At 65.7% G+C, this 17,519-nt stretch carries 5 protein-coding genes; all 5 read right to left on the bottom strand.

Features of this window, described 5'->3' with window-relative positions; all coding sequences use genetic code 11:
- Nucleotides 1-58 precede the first annotated feature (58 nt).
- A complete protein-coding gene (locus ACW18B_RS08850) occupies nucleotides 59-2,353 on the bottom strand; it encodes an FkbM family methyltransferase (protein WP_492051219.1) in 2,295 nt (764 codons plus the stop codon).
- 10 nt (nucleotides 2,354-2,363) lie between these two features.
- On the bottom strand, nucleotides 2,364-4,406 hold the full coding sequence (locus tag ACW18B_RS08845; protein WP_492051218.1) for an O-linked N-acetylglucosamine transferase, SPINDLY family protein: 2,043 nt from the start codon (nucleotides 4,404-4,406) through the stop codon (nucleotides 2,364-2,366).
- Between the two features lie 147 nt (nucleotides 4,407-4,553).
- The gene (locus ACW18B_RS08840; protein WP_492051217.1) at nucleotides 4,554-13,124 is read right to left on the bottom strand and encodes a beta strand repeat-containing protein; all 8,571 of its coding nucleotides are present in this window, start codon (nucleotides 13,122-13,124) and stop codon (nucleotides 4,554-4,556) included.
- Nucleotides 13,125-13,629: 505 nt separating this feature from the next.
- Complete coding sequence (locus ACW18B_RS08835) at nucleotides 13,630-15,927, bottom strand: glycoside hydrolase family 3 N-terminal domain-containing protein (RefSeq protein WP_492051216.1); 2,298 nt, start codon at nucleotides 15,925-15,927, stop codon at nucleotides 13,630-13,632.
- A gap of 245 nt (nucleotides 15,928-16,172) precedes the next feature.
- Entirely contained in the window at nucleotides 16,173-17,516 is a 1,344-nt protein-coding gene (locus ACW18B_RS08830; RefSeq protein ID WP_492051215.1) for a dicarboxylate/amino acid:cation symporter, read from the bottom strand.
- Between the last annotated feature and the right edge of the window lie 3 nt (nucleotides 17,517-17,519).

The following is a 17,519-nucleotide window of genomic DNA, read 5'->3' as shown; positions in this document are numbered from 1 at the left end:
CGCGTCGATCTTATGGGCACAATTGTAGTATCAATCAATTGCCTTGCGGGCGGTGCGCTTAGTCCGCGCCAGGCCCCAGCACCCGCGGATCGTTCTCCAGGCTCGATGTGTCAAAGCCATGATAGAGCGACAGGAACCGGAACGGGTGTTCCTGATAGCTCCCGAACATCACGTTGTTGATGTCGCTGGTCGTGTCGAAACAGCCCAGCACCGCGTCCGGCGCATGGCGCATCAGATGATGACGGCCCAACAGCAGAGCGACCTGGTCTATCCAGCGCGTGACTGTCTCGCGGCCCAGCCGATCATCCAGATAGGCCCGCAGATAGTTGAACAACGAGGCCGCGTTAGGCGTCGGATTGACCAGCAGCAGGTTGGCGGTAAGCCGCGAACCGGCGGCGAAGTTGTTCCAGTTCTCGTTGAAGACCACGTCTGCGCCGGCCCATTGCTCCAGCAAGTCGCTGACCCCGCGCTGCAGGAGCAGGTCGATGTCGGAGACGAAGATCGGCCGGCCCAGCGTCTCCAGCAGGCCGCCGAGGCGCTGGAAGCGCACCGACTGGAAATGCGCCACCGGCAGGGCGATCAGACCTTTGGGCGGCGCATCATAGCAGCGGGTGGTCACCGCCGAGGCGTCGAAATCGTCACCGACGAAGACCAGTCGCTCGTCCTGAACGCCCACCGCCGCCACGGCCTGGGCCAGACGTTCGGCCCCGCCGATCACGTGGATGATCACCAGGCTGGAGACGTCGCTGTGGCGCAGCACCGACAGGGCGTACCAACGCCCGTACTGGTCGACATATTTTTCATCCGCTGCGGCGAAGAACACCGCTGCGACGCCGAGGCGATCAGCATGGGCCCTGAGCCCGTCCGCATCGAGCGGTTCACCTTTTGCAGTCAAATAGCGAGCCGGCGCATCGGAGGGCCCTGGCGGATTAGGCGCTGTGATGGAGGCCACATCCAGAGACCCCAGCAGCGAGCGGTAGTGCCAGACCCAGTCCGACCAATCGGGGTCCGACAGCAGGTCGCCCAGGGCCACGTCTGGAACCGCCGCAGCCAGCCGCGAAAGCAGGTGAAGGTCCGCCTCCGACACCGGTCGGCACAGCAGAAGGCTCATCGACTCGTGGAAGTCTCGCAGACGCACCAGCGGGTGGATGGCGGTATCGGGCGAAAGCGCCAGCACGGCGCGGTGGCGCAGTTCTGTCTCGGTGTCGCGCTCGGCCCGCGCCCGGTCGGCCAGAACGGTCAACGCCCCGACATGACCCGGATCCAGAAGGACCAACCGTCGCGCAAAGCCCAGCGCCTCGTCCAGGCGCCCCAGGGCCTGGTTGCAGCCCATGGCCGCCCCGATCATCTGGATCCCACCCGGCATCAGGTCGGCCATCACCGCCGCATAGGGCTCGGCCAGCGCAACCTCGCCACGGGCAAGGTGTTCATTGAAAAGGTTCGAACCCTGGGAGGACTGCTCCTGGATCAGCGGCCATAGCCCGGGGATATCCTGGGTCAGGGCCTTGGCCTTCACCAACGCTCGCAGCGCCTCCAGCACCCGCCCTGCCGCCGAATGACTTCGCGAAACCCCGATCCAGGCGGCAAGCGGTTCGCGCGAGCCACCCGTCAGGTGCTCAAACAACACCAGCGCGTCGTCCGGACGCCCCTCCCCGAGGAGCCGCTCGGCCAGAGCCTTGACATCGGCTTCACGCGCACTGGGGACCGGCGCGTCAGGACGGCGCAATCGGTCGCCGCGCTCGAAAAGCACGTCGATCTGCAGGACGGCGTTGTCGTGCAACCCCGGCATACGATTGAATTCCGTGACGTCGGCGCATCGGAAACCCATCTGCGCCATCTTGGCAAAGACGTCTTCGGCCCTGGCGCCGCCGATATTGTCGTCGACCAGGGACACTGCGATGAGGATGTAGTCGGCCTTCGCCAACACAGCCTGCCCCCCCGACAGCACATCCAGTTCCGAACCCTGGGTGCCGATCTTGACGAAGTCGAAGTGTCGGTCCCGTAGAAGATCGTCGATGCGGACCTTGTCGACCTCAAGCCGCAGAACCGTCTCATCATCAAAATGGTCGGTGTTTTCCCGATAGAGAGAACTGCCTGTCGACTGCAGCCCGTCCTTGCTGAGAAAAAACTCCCCCTTGCCGGCGACATTCGAGGCTGCGGTCTCGTATCGTTCGAACGGAAGGCTCGCCAGCGCGTCCCTGCAGTGCGGATTGGGCTCGATCAGGGTTGGCGCGCTGGCGGGGAAGACCTGCAGGAATTTCCGCGTGAAATCACCGACATGGGCCCCAACGTCCAGCATTGTCCTGGGCGCATAGCCCTCGCGCCGGAGGGCTTCAAAGTGTCGGCGGCTCATTGGAGAGCTCTCATGCGTCTCGGCCGTCAGCCGCAGCGGCGTCTTCGTTGGTCCAGCAACGGCCGTCCGGACGCAGCGGACGGGCTTGATGCCGCAGGGTCAAGGCTGTCTTGTAGAGCGCGTCGAACCCAGGCTCCGTCAGCATCTCGCGATGATCGGAGTCCAGCGCGACGCCGATCTCCAGATAGTCGTCCAGATTGGCCATGTCCGGCGTCGGGCGCTGGCCGGCCTGATGCTCGGCGGCCATGTCGTGCAGCAGATCCTCGACGCTGCGGACCAACAGGTCCATGTCGAACAGCACGCAGGTTGAACGACTGGCCTCGAGCCGCTCGCGCAGGGCCCGCGTCGCGTCGCGATCATGGCCCAGCGCTACGGCCCGCTCGACATAGTCCTCCGCCGTTTCGCAGACCAGTTCGGGCGCTCCAGCCGAACGCACTAGGCTGCCACACACCCGCGAGGCGAAACTGCGGCCCGACAGGGTCAGGACCGGCACGCTCATCCACAAGGCGTCCGACGCCGTGGTGTGGGCGCCGTAGGGCGCGGTGTCGAGAAACAGGTCCGCCAACGGATAGCGGGCCAGGTGAACAGCATTGGGCTGCTTGGGCGCGAACACCAGCCGCTCGCTGTCGACGCCGCGCGCGCGCGCTTGCTCGCGCAACAGCACGACGGTCTCGGGCTGGGCCTCCAGAAGCCACAAGACGCTGCCCGGCGTTCGCTTGAGGATCTCCATCCAGCGATCGAACGTAAAGGGCGTGATCTTCTGAGGTCCGTTGAAGCAGCAGAAAACGAAGGCGTCCTCCGGCAGCCCCGCATCAGCTCGCGTCGGCCGGGCGTCGGCCACGACCCGCTTGCGGTCATTGGGCTGGTAGCTGGGGATGCGTCGCACGGCTTCGGAATAGAAGCGCTCGTGTTCGGGCGGGATGATCCACGGGTCACCGATCACATAGTGATGGTACGGGCTGCCCATCGTTCCGGGATAACCCAGCCAATTGACCAGGATCGGCGCCGGGCGGCGGGCGAAGACCGCCGTGCGCGAGTCGCGTGTGTGGCCGTTCACATCGATCAGGATGTCGATCTGGTCGTCCGCGATCCTGCGAGCGGCCTCGTCGTCGGTCATGCCGCGAATATCGGCATAGTGTTCCACAGCCGCCTGGGTGCGGGCGTTCAGTTCGCCGGTCGCCGGCGGACCGCAATAATAGGCGAACACCTCCACGCGTTCGCGGTCATGCAGCTCGAAGAGCTCGGCCATCAGATAGCCCACGGCGTGATCGCGCAGGTCTGACGACACATAGCCGACCCGTAGTCGACGACCGCTCAGGTCGATGGGCGCGTCGCGACGCTCGGCGATGATGGCCTCAGGCGCGCAGCTCCCTTCACGGGCGACGAAGCGTGCGGCGGCGCCCAGTTGCAGGAAGGGATCATCAGAATAGGCCGCCACCGACAGCGGATTGGCGCCCAGCAGCAAAGCGCGTCGATCTACCCGCTCCCACGGCTGCAGAGGCGGCCACTTGCACTGGCCCAGGCGCGCGGCGACCAACTGGCCGATGGTGTCCTTCTGGCTCGGATCCAGATCGGCGCAACGCCACAGAGCGGCTTCAGCGCGACTGATCTGCTGCGCTTCCAGCAGGGCGCGCGCGATCTGCTTGTAGGCGGCAAAGACGTAGTGGGCGTTGGAACCGGTAACGGGCAGCGGTCGGGTGGCGCCGGCGTTCCAGGTGGCAATCGCTGTTTCCAGCCCCCCTGCCCGCTCCTGCAGGCCGCCCAGATTGATATAAGCCGGCAGGAAGTCCGGGTTCAGGCTGATCGCCCGCTCCAGACTGGCGATCGCCGTTGCTGCCCCGCCAAGGCTCGAGTGCAACGTCGCAAAGTTGAAGAGCGCGACAAAGAGTTGCGGGTGGTCCGGATTGAACTGGATCCAGATCCGGTAGATCTGCTCCGCCATGTCGGGACTGCCCGCCGCGGTCAATCGGCCGACGGCGTTGATCATGTCGCCAAGCGACAGTCCTTCGGTGGTGATCTTCTGGATTACGGCGAGAGCGTCGGTTGCAGCCATGGTCATCTCAAGCGCACGGGCCGAGCCGGAGCGGGCCCGACTCGTTTCGCCAAATGTTTGCACGTTGGGCGAACGTCACCAATCGCCACCGATCCGGATCGCCGACGCCGTGGAGCGAACCCCACAAGCGCCGGTGACCCGAGAATCTTAGCTGACGCCCAGATAAGCGATGATCTGCGGATCCGAGAGGCTCTGAACCTGGGTGGAGGTCAGGGCCGCAGCCTGGGTGCTGGTCAGGGCTGCGATGTTGGTCTCGGTCAGGTAGTCCAGTTGGGTCGTGGTCAGGCTGGCGAGCTGGGTGGCCAGCAGCGAACCCACCTGGGTCGTGGACAAATCGGCGATCACCGTGGTGGACAAGGCCGCGACCTGGCCGGTGGTCAGGGCCGCGATCTGGGTGTCGAAGAGTTCGCTGACGTCGGTGCTCGTCAGGCCCTTGATCTGGGACGTCGTCAGGCCCTTGACCTGGGTCGTGCTCAGAGCCGCAGACTGAGTAGCGTCCAGAGCCGAGATATTGGTGGCGCTCAGCGACGCCAGTTGCACCGTCGACAGGGCGGCGATCTGGGTGTCGGCCAATTCGCCGATGTCGGTCTCAGTCAAAGCCTTCAGTTGTGCGGCTGTGACGCCCTTGATCTGGGTCTCGTTCAGCGCCGCGATCTGGGTGCTCGCCAGGGCGGAGAAATTGGTCGCCGTCAGAGCGCCAAGTTGTAGGGCGCTCAGGGCGCCGACCTGGGTCTCACTCAAGGCCTGCAGATTGGTGGTGTCCAGCGCCCCGATCTGCCCCGTGGTCAAAGCGCCCACCTGGGTTTCCGAAAGCTCACCAATATCGGTGGCGTCCAGCCCCTTCAGTTGCGTCGCCGTCAGCGCCTTGATCTGGCTGGTGCTCAGGGCCGCCACCTGGGTATCGACCAGGGCCGAGATGTTGGTGGCGCTCAGCACTGCCAGCTGCGCCGTCGACAGGGCCGCGATCTGGGTGTCCGCCAGTTCGCCGATGTCGGTGGTCGTCAGTTCCTTCAGCTGCGTCGCGGTCAGGCCCTTGATCTGGGTCGTCGTCAGGGCCGCCACCTGGGTGTCGACCAGGGTCGAGAAGTTCGTGGCGCTCAGAGCGCCGATCTGGGCCGCGGACAAGGCGGCCAGCTGGGTGCTGGCCAGTTCGCCGACGTCAGTCTCGGTCAGAGCTTTCAGCTGCGCGACAGTGACGCCCTTGATCTGGGTCTCGTTCAGCGCCGCGATCTGGGTGTCGACCAAGGCCGAGAAGTTGGTCGCCGACAGGGCGCCGATCTGCGCGGCGCTCAGGGCGCCCACCTGGGTGGTCGAAAGGGCCTGCAGGTTGGTGGCGTCCAGCGCTCCAATCTGCGCCGTGGTCAAAGCGCCCACCTGGGTCTCCGAAAGCTCACCAATATCGGTGGCGTCCAGCCCCTTCAGTTGCGTCGCCGTCAGCGCCTTGATCTGGCTGGCGCTCAGGGCCGCCACCTGGGTGTCGACCAGGGCCGAGATATTGGTGGCGCTCAGCGCCACCAGTTGCGCCGTCGACAGGGCGCCCACCTGGGTCTCCGACAGCTCACCGATATCGGTGGTCGTCAGCTCCTTCAGCTGGGTCGCGCTCAGGCCCTTGATCTGGGTCGTCGTCAGGGCCGCCGCCTGGGTGTCGACCAGGGCCGAGATGTTGGTGCCGCTCAGCGATGTCAGCTGAGCTGCGGACAAGGCGGCCACCTGGGTGCCGGCCAGCTCGCCGATGTCGGTGGTCGTCAAGCCCTTCAGTTGGCTGGCCGTCAGGCCCTTAATCTGGGTCGTCGTCAGGGCTGCGACCTGGGTGTCGACCAGGGCCGAGATATTCGTCGCGCTCAGGGCGCCGATCTGGACCGCCGACAGCGCGCCGATCTGGGTGTCGGCCAGGGCCGCCACATTGGTCTCGGTCAGTTGCTTGAGCTGGGCGACCGTCAGGCCCTTGATCTGGGTCTCGTTCAGGGCCGCGAACTGGGTGTCGGCCAGCAGCGGGATATTGGTCGTCGCGACAGCGCCGATCTGCGCCGCGCTCAGGGCGCCGACCTGGGTTTCACTCAGGGCCTGCAGGTTGGTGGTGTCCAGCGCCGCAATCTGCAACGTGGTCAGCGCGCCCACCTGGGTCTCCGACAGCTCACCAATATCGGTGGCGTCCAGCCCCTTCAGTTGCGTCGCCGTCAACCCCTTGATCTGGCTGGCGCTCAGGGCCGCCACCTGGGTGTCGACCAGGGCCGAGATGTTGGTGGCGCTCAGCGCCGCCAGCTGCACCGTCGACAGGGCGGCGATCTGGGTGTCGGCCAGTTCGCCGATGTCGGTGGTCGTCAGCTCCTTCAGCTGGGTCGCGGTCAGACCCTTGATCTGGGTCGTCGTCAGGGCCGCCACCTGGGTATCGACCAGGGCCGAGAAGTTCGTGGCGCTCAGCGATGTCAGCTGAGCTGCGGACAAGGCGGCCACCTGGGTGCCGGTCAGCTCGCCGATGTCGGTGGTCGTCAAACCCTTCAGTTGGCTGGCCGTCAGGCCCTTGATCTGGGTCTCGGTCAGGGCCGCGACCTGGGTGTCGACCAGGGCCGAGAAGCTCGTTGCGCTCAGCGCGCCAAGCTGGGCGGCGCTCAAGGCCGCAACCTGGGTGTCAGCGAGGCTGGCGACGTTCGTTTCGGTCAGCACCTTCAGCTGAGCGACCGTCAGGCCCTTGATCTGGGTCTCGTTCAGGGCCGCGAACTGCGTATCGGCCAGCAGAGGGATATTCGTTGTCGCCACAGCGCCGATCTGTGTCGCGCTCAGGGCGCCGACCTGGGTCTCACTCAAGGCCTGCAGATTGGTGGTGTCCAGCGCCGCGATCTGACCCGTGGTCAGAGCCCCCACCTGGGTCTCCGACAGCTCACCAATATCGGTGGCGTTCAGCCCCTTCAGTTGCGTCGCCGTCAGCACCTTGATCTGGCTGGCGCTCAGGGCCGCCACCTGGGTGTCGACCAGGGCCGAGATGTTGGTGGCGCTCAGCGCCACCAGTTGCGCCGTGGACAGGGCGCCCACCTGGGTCTCCGACAGCTCACCAATATCGGTGGTCGTCAGCTCCTTTAGCTGATTGGCGGTCAGGCCCTTGATCTGGGTCTCCGTGAGGGCCGCGATCTGGGTGTCGACCAGGGCCGAAACGTTCGTGGCGCTCAGAGCGCCGATCTGGGCCGCAGACAAGGCGGCCACTTGAGTGCTGGCCAGTTCGCCGATGTCGGTCTCGGTCAGAGCCTTCAGCTGCGCGACTGTGACGCCCTTGATCTGGGTCTCGGTCAGCGCCGCGATCTGGGTGTCGGCCAGGGCCGAGAAGTTGGTCGCCGACAGCGCGCCGATCTGGCTGGCGCTCAGGGCGCCGACCTGGGTGGTCGACAGAGCCTGCAGGTTGGTGGCGTCCAGCGCCGCGATCTGACCCGTGGTCAGAGCGCCCACCTGGGTCTCCGACAGCTCACCAATATCGGTGGCGTCCAGACCCTTCAGTTGCGTTGCCGTCAGCGCCTTGATCTGGCTGGCGCTCAGAGCCGCCACCTGGGTGTCGACCAGGGCCGAGATGTTGGTGGCGCTCAGCGCCGCCAGCTGCACCGTCGACAGGGCCGCGATCTGGGTGTCGGCCAGTTCGCCAATGTCGGTGGTCGTCAGTTCCTTCAGCTGGGTCGCGGTCAGACCCTTGATCTGGGTCGTGGTCAGGGCCGCCACCTGGGTGTCGACCAGGGCCGAGATATTGGTGGCGCTCAGCGACGTCAGCTGAGCTGCAGTCAAGGCAGCCACTTGGGTGTCGGCCAGTTCACCGATATCGGTGGTCGACAAACCCTTCAATTGGTTGGCCGTCAGGCCCTTGATCTGAGTCTCGGTCAGGGCTGCGACCTGGGTGTCGGCCAGGGCCGAGATATTCGTCGCACTCAGGGCGCCAAGCTGGACCGCCGACAACGCGCCGATCTGGGTGTCGGCCAGGGCCGCCACATTGGTCTCGGTCAGTTGCTTGAGCTGAGCAACCGTCAGGCCCTTGATCTGGGTCTCGTTCAGGGCCGCGAACTGGGTATCGGCCAGCAGCGGGATATTCGTTGTCGCCACAGCGCCGATCTGTGTCGCGCTCAGGGCGCCGACCTGGGTCTCACTCAAGGCCTGCAGATTGGTGGTGTCCAGCGCCCCGATCTGCCCCGTGGTCAAAGCGCCCACCTGGGTTTCCGAAAGCTCACCAATATCGGTGGCGTCCAGCCCCTTCAGTTGCGTCGCCGTCAGCGCCTTGATCTGGCTGGTGCTCAGGGCCGCCACCTGGGTATCGACCAGGGCCGAGATGTTGGTGGCGCTCAGCACTGCCAGCTGCGCCGTCGACAGGGCCGCGATCTGGGTGTCCGCCAGTTCGCCGATGTCGGTGGTCGTCAGTTCCTTCAGCTGCGTCGCGGTCAGGCCCTTGATCTGGGTCGTCGTCAGGGCCGCCACCTGGGTGTCGACCAGGGCCGAGAAGTTCGTGGCGCTCAGAGCGCCGATCTGGGCCGCGGACAGGGCGGCCAGCTGGGTGCTGGCCAGTTCGCCGACGTCGGTTTCGGTCAGAGCCTTCAGCTGCGCGACTGTGACGCCCTTGATCTGGGTCTCGTTCAGCGCCGCGATCTGCGTGTCGGCCAGGGCCGAGAAGTTGGTCGCCGACAGGGCGCCGATCTGCGCGGCGCTCAGGGCGCCCACCTGGGTGGTCGACAGGGCCTGCAGGTTGGTGGCGTCCAGCGCTCCAATCTGCGCCGTGGTCAGAGCGCCCACCTGGGTCTCCGACAGCTCACCAATATCGGTGGCGTCCAGACCCTTCAGTTGCGTGGTCGTCAGCGCCTTGATCTGGCTGGCGCTCAGGGCCGCCACCTGGGTGTCGACCAGGGCCGAGATATTGGTGGCGCTCAGCGCCACCAGTTGCGCCGTCGACAGGGCGCCCACCTGGGTCTCCGACAGCTCACCGATATCGGTGGTCGTCAGCTCCTTCAGCTGGGTCGCGCTCAGGCCCTTGATCTGGGTCGTCGTCAGGGCCGCCGCCTGGGTGTCGACCAGGGCCGAGATGTTGGTGCCGCTCAGCGATGTCAGCTGAGCTGCGGACAAGGCGGCCACCTGGGTGCCGGCCAGCTCGCCGATGTCGGTGGTCGTCAAGCCCTTCAGTTGGCTGGCCGTCAGGCCCTTAATCTGGGTCGTCGTCAGGGCTGCGACCTGGGTGTCGACCAGGGCCGAGATATTCGTCGCGCTCAGGGCGCCGATCTGGACCGCCGACAGCGCGCCGATCTGGGTGTCGGCCAGGGCCGCCACATTGGTCTCGGTCAGTTGCTTGAGCTGGGCGACCGTCAGGCCCTTGATCTGGGTCTCGTTCAGGGCCGCGAACTGGGTGTCGGCCAGCAGCGGGATATTGGTCGTCGCGACAGCGCCGATCTGCGCCGCGCTCAGGGCGCCGACCTGGGTTTCACTCAGGGCCTGCAGGTTGGTGGTGTCCAGCGCCGCAATCTGCAACGTGGTCAGCGCGCCCACCTGGGTCTCCGACAGCTCACCAATATCGGTGGCGTCCAGCCCCTTCAGTTGCGTCGCCGTCAACCCCTTGATCTGGCTGGCGCTCAGGGCCGCCACCTGGGTGTCGACCAGGGCCGAGATGTTGGTGGCGCTCAGCGCCGCCAGCTGCACCGTCGACAGGGCGGCGATCTGGGTGTCGGCCAGTTCGCCAATGTCGGTGGTCGTCAGCTCCTTCAGCTGGGTCGCGCTCAGACCCTTGATCTGGGTCGTCGTCAGGGCCGCCACCTGGGTGTCGACCAGCGCCGAGACGTTGGTGGCGCTCAGCGACGTCAGTTGCGCTGCGGACAAGGCGGCCACCTGGGTGCCGGTCAGCTCGCCGATGTCGGTGGTCGTCAAGCCCTTCAGTTGGCTGGCCGTCAGGCCCTTAATCTGGGTCGTCGTCAGGGCTGCGACCTGGGTGTCGACCAGGGCCGAGATATTCGTTGCGCTCAGGGCGCCAAGCTGGACCGCCGACAACGCGCTGATCTGGGTGTCGGCCAGGGCCGCCACATTGGTCTCGGTCAGTTGCTTGAGCTGAGCGACCGTCAGGCCCTTGATCTGGGTCTCGTTCAGGGCCGCGAACTGCGTATCGGCCAGCAGAGGGACATTGGTCGCCGCGACGGCGGCGATCTGTGTCGCGCTCAGGGCGCCGACCTGGGTGGTCGACAGAGCCTGCAGGTTGGTGGTGTCCAGCGCCGCGATCTGACCCGTGGTCAGAGCGCCCACCTGGGTTTCCGACAGCTCACCAATATCGGTGGCGTTCAGTCCCTTCAGTTGCGTCGCTGTCAGCGCCTTGATCTGGCTGGCGCTCAGGGCCGCCACCTGGGTGTCGGCCAGGGCGGAGATGTTGGTGGCGCTCAACACCGCCAGCTGCGCCGTCGACAGGGCGGCGATCTGGGTGTCGGCCAGCTCGGCGACAGCCGAAGTCGTCAGGTCTTTCAGCTGAGTCGTGGTCAGACCCTTGATCTGGGTCGTCGTCAGGGCCGCCATCTGGGTGTCGACCAGAGCCGAGATGTTCGTGGCGCTCAGAGCGCCGATCTGGGCCGCGGAAAAGGCGGCCACCTGAGTGCTGGCCAGTTCACCGATATCGGTGGTCGTCAAACCCTTCAATTGGTTGGCCGTCAGGCCCTTGATCTGGGTCTCCGTCAGGGCTGCGACCTGGGTGTCGGCCAGCGCCGAAATGTTCGTCGCGCTCAAAGAGCCGATCTGGACCGCCGACAGCGCGCCGATTTGGGTGTCGGCCAGGGCCGCCACATTGGTCTCGGTCAGTTGCTTGAGCTGGGCGACCGTCAGGCCCTTGATCTGGGTCTCGTTCAGCGCCGCGAACTGCGTATCGGCCAGCAGCGGGACATTGGTCGCCGAAAGGGCGCCGATCTGACTGGTGCTCAGGGCGCCGATCTGGGTGGTGGAGAGTCCTTGCAGATTGGTCGTCGTCAGGGCCGCGATCTGGCCAGTGCTCAGCGCACCGATCTGGGTCGCCGACAGCTCGCCAATATCGGTGGTCGTCAGGGCCTTGAGCTGCGTCGTGCTCAAAGCCTGGACCTGGGTATTAGCCAAGGCGGCGATCTGGGTGTCGACAAGCGCGGAGATATTCGTTTCCGACAGCGCCTTGAGCTGGTCGACCTTGAGTGCGCCGATCTGCGTGGCCGACAGTTCGGCGACGTCTGTTGTCGACAATCCCTTGATCTGAGTGGTGGTCAGGCCCTTGATCTGGGTCTCCGTCAGAGCCGCCACCTGCGTGTCGACCAGGGCCGAGATATTCGTCGCGCTCAGAGCGCCGATCTGGGCCGCGGACAAGGCGGCCACCTGGGTATCGGCCAAGTTGCCGATATTGGTGGTGTTCAGCCCCTTCAATTGGCCCGCCGTCAGACCCTTGATCTGGGTTGCGCTCAGGGCTGCGACCTGGGTGTCGGCGAAGGCCGAGAAATTGGTGGCGCTGAGCGCCGCGATCTGGCTGGCTTCAAGAGCACCGACCTGGGTGTCTGACAGCTCGGCGATATCGGTGGTCGTCAGGCCGGCCAACTGCGCCGTCTTCAGACCCTTGATCTGCGTGGTCGACAGGGCTGCAACCTGGGTATCGACCAAGGCCGAGAAATTGGTCGCCGACAGCGCACCCACCTGAGAGGCGCTCAGCGCCTCAACCTGTGTGGTGGAGAGGGTCTGCAGATTTGTGGCGTCGAGCACCGCGACCTGAGCCACCGTCAGAGCGCCCACCTGGGTGGCCGAAAGCTCGGTGATGTCGGTGGTGCTCAGCCCCTTGATCTGGGTGGCCGTCAGGGTCTTGATCTGCGCTACACTGAGCGCCGCGGTCTGGGTCGCGTCGAGCGAGGAGACATTGGTGGCCGACAAGGCGGTCAATTGCACCGTCGTCAGAGCGCCCACCTGGGTGTCGGCCAGCTTGGCGATATCGGTCGTCGACAGACTCTTGATCTGAGCGGTCGTGATGCCCCGGACCTGGGTCACGCTCAGCGCCGCGACCTGGGTGTCGGCCAGGGCCGAGACCTGGGTTCCAGCCAGAGCGCCGATCTGCGCGGTCGATAGCGCGCCCACCTGGGTCTCCGACAGCTCACCAATATCGGTGGTCGACAGCCCCTTGAGCTGCAGCGCCGTCAGACCCTTGATCTGGGTCGTCGACAGCGCCGCCACCTGGGTGACGTCGAAGGCCGAAACCTGTGTTCCAGACAGCGAAGCCAGTTGGATGACGGACAGGCCGGCGAGTTGGGTGTCACCCAACTCGCCGATGTCGGTGGCGGTCAGACCCTTCAGCTGAGTAGCGGTTACGCCCTTGATCTGGGTGGTGGACAGAGCCCCGATCTGGGTGTCGACGAGGCTGGAGAAATTGGTGGCTGAAAGGACGCCAATCTGCGCCGAGCTCAGGGCTCCGATATGAGACGTATCCAGGGCGGCCAGCTGGGTGGACGTCAGGGCCGAGACCTGCTGACCGCTGAGCGTGGTCAGTTGGCTGACGTCGAAGACGACATTCGGCGCGAACCTGGGGATCTGGGTGGCCGTGAGCGCCTTGATCTGGGTCGCGCTGAGCGCCGCGACCTGGGTGTCGGCAAGGACCTCGATGCCGCTGGCGTTGATCGCCCCGATCTGGGAGGCGCTGAGGGCCTGAATGTCTGTCGTCGTAAGCGCCTGGATCGCGCTTGCCGGGAGGGCCGAGATTTGAGCGGCGGAGAGGCTCGAGATCGACATTCAAGTGTCCTAAGCGGGGTCCGTGCAGGGAGCACGCACACTTAACTCTTCGGTAGATGCGCTCTACACACGCGTGTGACGACTCAGCCCCATTAAGGGTTGAATTCCGGTAACCTTATTTTCTTTCTAATAGGTTTCAACGGGACATGCGGACGCAGCATACAAATCTCGAAGAACGCGCCGCCAGGCGAAGACGACCTTTGCCAAATCTTCTTTAAGTGCCTGTAATTTCAAATCTTTGCATCTCGCCGCAAAGCGAGGCGCGTCACGCCCTTGGGCGCTCCCTAGAGGTTACAGCCCCGAAATCACCGCAGTGAGCCCCCTCGCCTAGCCAGCCCCACACAGGGTGAAGGCCAAGACCTGATTCGCCGAATCGCCAGGATCTGGGCGAAATTCTGACCGTGAACGAACCAATCAAGGCCAGCCAGATCGCGCAGAACGCGTCCTTTGGCTTGCCCTGCCCAGCGCGCAGCCGACATCGTTGAAACGGGCGGCAGCCCTGCCCCTAACCCGCCAGAAGTTCAAACTGCGCCGTCAGTCCGTCGATCGACGAATGGGCCACCCAGACATCGAACAGACCCGGCTCCGCGCGCCAATGGTCGTCGTCGCCGATGAACATCAGGTTCTCGCGCTTCAGCTCAAAGCGCACCTCATGGCTGGCGCCCGGCGCGAGCGCGACGCGCTGGAAGCCCTTCAGCTCGCGAACCGGTCGGGTGCGACTGGCGACCCGGTCACGGATATAGAGCTGGACGACATGCTCGCCATGGGCCTGACCTGTATTGGTGAGCTTGGCGGTCAGGTGGAGCGTGTCGTTCCAGGCCAGGCGTGTGGCGCTGAGTTTCAGATCGCTGAGCGCGAAGCTGCTGTAACCGAGGCCAAAGCCAAACGGGTACAGCGCCTCGTTGCGGATCGACCGCCAGCGTGACTTGTATTCCTGGCTGTTGGGATCAGCCGGCGCCGGGCGCCCTGTGGCGCGGCCATTGTAGAAGAACGGCTCCTGGCCACTCTCCTGCGGGAAACTCACCGGCAGGCGCGCCGAAGGATTGACCTTACCGAACAGCACATCGGCGACGGCGTTGCCCATCTCGCTGCCGAGGAACCAGGTCGCCAGAATGGCCCGGGCGTCGCGAACCACCCCTTCCAGGGCGATGGCGCGGCCATGACGCAGCAGTATGACGACGGGCTTGCCGGTCGCAGCAATGGCCTCGGCCAGGCGCTGCTGGACGGCCGGAATGCGGATGTCGGTGCGCGACTTGGCCTCGCCCGTCATGTCCTGGCTCTCGCCAATGGCCAGAAGCACGATGTCGGCGGCCTGCGCAGCGGCCACGGCGCGCTCGAAACCACCGGCCAGCGTGGTCTCCACCTCGCAGCCGCGCTCCACGATCAATGCGCCCGGATTGTCGAGAGCGGCGCGAATGCCGGTGGCCAAATCGACATTCAGGCGCCGATCGGCAAAAAAGCCGCCCCACGCGCCCAGCACATTGTCGCGGTCCTCGGCGAACGGTCCGATCAGCGCCAGGCGCTTGCCCGCCGTCGGCAGCGGCAGGATCGCGCCCTCATTGCGCAACAGAACGATCGAACGCCCGCCGGCTTCGCGACTGAGTTGGCGCAAGGTCGGCGTCGCCGTGCGCATGGCCTCGACCTTGGCGTTGATCGATCGATAGGGATTGTCGAAGAGACCAATGGCCTCCTTCAGCGCCAGAACCCGGCGCACCGAGGCGTCCACCACCGCCAGAGGCACAGCGCCCGACGCGACCAGTTCCGGCAGATAGCGCAGATAGAGGCCGCTCTGCATGCTGATATCGACGCCCGCCAGTATGGCCAGGCGCGCAGCGTCGCGATCATCCTGGGCATAGCCGTGGGCGACCAGTTCCTGGTCGGCGGTGTAGTCAGAGATCACCACGCCCTTGAAGCCCCATTCGCCGCGCAGGAGGTCGGTGAGCAGGCGCTTGTTGGCGCTGGCGGGCACGCCGTTGATGTCATTGAAAGCCGACATCGTGGTCATCGCCCCGGCGGCGAATGCGGCCTGGAACGGCGGCAGATGCACTTCGCGAAGGGTCGCTTCGGAAATCTCGACCGAATTGTACTCCAGCCCCGCCGTCACCGCGCCATAGGCGGCGAAGTGCTTGGGCGTGGCCAGCAGACTGTCTTCGGCCTTCAGATCCTTGCCCTGGAAGCCGCGCACCCGGGCGGCGGCCATGACCTCGCCCAGATAGACGTCCTCGCCGGCGCCCTCGGCTACCCGGCCCCAGCGCTGGTCACGGGCCACATCGACCATCGGAGCGAAGGTCCAGTGCAGCCCGGAGGCGCTGGCCTCGGAGGCTGCGCCGCGCGCGGTGCGCTCAGCCAGCCGCGGATCGAAACTGCCTGACTCCGCCAGAGGGATCGGGAACACCGTGCGGAAACCGTGAACCACGTCGGCGGCGAACAGCAGCGGGATCTTCAGACGCGAGCCCTCGACCGCCGCCTTCTGGGCCTGCAGCGCCCCGGCCGTGCCGACGCCGTTCATCAGCACACCGATGCGGCCAGCCTGAATCTCGGCCATCAGGGTCTGGGCGTTGCGGATATTGACCAGCGGATTCATGTCGGCGATCGGCGGCCGGATCATGTCGGCGAAACAGCTGAGCTGCCCGGCCTTTTCCTCGAGGGTCATCTGGGCCAGCAGCGCTTCGACGCGCTCGGAACCGCTGGCGACCGCGCGCTTGGGAGCAATAACGGCAAACCCGGCAAAGGCCGCCGCGCTGGCGAGCATGGACCGACGGCTCGGCCCGGAGCGGCCGCCTTCACTCGCCTTCGACACCATCGATTCCCTTTATCCGCCTGACGGCGGCAAACTCGCCGCTAAAGGCCAAAGGCGCAACCGCGCTCGCCTGTGTGGTTCATCGCGATGGGGTCTCGCGCCCTTCCAGCGCCTCTCGGCTTTTCCCGGCGAAGGCCAGGCCCAGGATCGAACCCCGAGAATCTGGTCCTCCTGACGAGCTCGGCAGGCGCATCATTTCCAGATACTCAGGCGGGATCCTGGTCCCGGCTTTCCGGAGAGACCCGAGACTATTCCGCCGCTGTCGCCAGAGCATCCGAGGGGTTGTGGCCCGCATTATAGACCTCCAGATCCAAGATCCCCTCCTGCTTGGCCACCAGGGTCGGGACCAGGGCCTGGCCGGCGACGTTCACCGCCGTGCGGCCCATGTCGAGGATGGGGTCAATGGCCAGCAGCAGCCCAACGCCCTCCAGCGGCAGGCCCAGGGTGGACAGGGTCAGGGTCAGCATCACCACCGCGCCGGTCAGGCCCGCGGTGGCGGCCGAGCCGATCACCGAGACGAAAACGATCAGGAAGTAGTCTGACAGACCCAGGTGCAGGCCAAAGAACTGGGCCACGAAAATCGCTGAGATCGCCGGATAGATGGCCGCGCAGCCGTCCATCTTGGTGGTCGCGGCCAGGGGCACGGCGAAGGCCGCATAGGCGTGCGGCACGCCCAGGCTCTGCTCGGCCGCAGCCTGGGTCACCGGCAGGGTTCCCACCGAGGAGCGCGACACGAAGCCCAGCTGGATCGCGGGCCAGGCGCCGGCGAAAAACTTCAGGGGATTGAGGCCGTTCAGGGCCAGAAGGCTCGGATAAACCACCAGCAAAACCAGGGCCAGGCCGATATAGATCGCGCCCGTAAAGGCCCCCAGCTGGCCCAGGGTGGTCCAGCCATACTGCGCCACCGCAGTTCCCAGCAGGCCGATGGTGCCGATCGGCGTCAACCGGATCACCCAGGACAGCACCTTGCGCACCACCACCAGGGCCGAGGCGTTGAGAGCCAGGAAGCCCTTGGCCGCCTCGCCGGCCTTCAGGGCCGCGACGCCGGTGACCAGGGCGATGACCAGGATCTGGAGGACGTTGAAGGACAGCGTGGTCTTGGCCGCGCCGGTAGCGTCAATCGTGGTCCCGGCGGTCAGGCCCAGGACATTGGAGGGAACGAACCCCGTGAGAAAATCGAGCCAAGAACCGGTGGTCTTGGGCGCATGCGCCTGGGCTGCGGCGACCGTGGTGTGCAGACCCGGCTGCAGGACCAGGCCCAGGGTGATGCCAATCAGCACGGCGATCAGAGCTGTGAGGGCAAACCAGAAGAGGGTGCGCCAGACGAGGCGCGCGGCGTTCTGCAATTGCGCCAGATTGGCGATGCTGGCGACGATGGCCGTGAACACCAGCGGCGGCACCAGGGTGCGCAGCAGTTGCACGAAGATCGAGCCGACCTGCCGCAGGATCTCGGCCAGGACATAACCCGCCTGCCCCTTGTCCGGTCCCAGCTCCCGGGCCAGCAGACCCAGGCCCAGACCGATGACCATAGCGGCCAGCACCTGGAAGCCGAAGCCGCTGATGAAGCGGGTCTTGGTGGGAGCGGCGGCCATGAT

The sequence above is a fragment of the Caulobacter sp. FV2ps19 genome (assembly GCF_058681035.1).
This window is presented reverse-complemented; position numbering and strand designations above follow the sequence as displayed.

Coding starts and splice junctions, on each gene's coding strand:
- ACW18B_RS08850 (WP_492051219.1), bottom strand. CDS start 2,353: ATGAGCCGCCGACACTTTGAAGCCCTCCGGCGCGAGGGCTATGCGCCC.
- ACW18B_RS08845 (WP_492051218.1), bottom strand. CDS start 4,406: ATGGCTGCAACCGACGCTCTCGCCGTAATCCAGAAGATCACCACCGAA.
- ACW18B_RS08840 (WP_492051217.1), bottom strand. CDS start 13,124: ATGTCGATCTCGAGCCTCTCCGCCGCTCAAATCTCGGCCCTCCCGGCA.
- ACW18B_RS08835 (WP_492051216.1), bottom strand. CDS start 15,927: ATGGTGTCGAAGGCGAGTGAAGGCGGCCGCTCCGGGCCGAGCCGTCGG.
- ACW18B_RS08830 (WP_492051215.1), bottom strand. CDS start 17,516: ATGGCCGCCGCTCCCACCAAGACCCGCTTCATCAGCGGCTTCGGCTTC.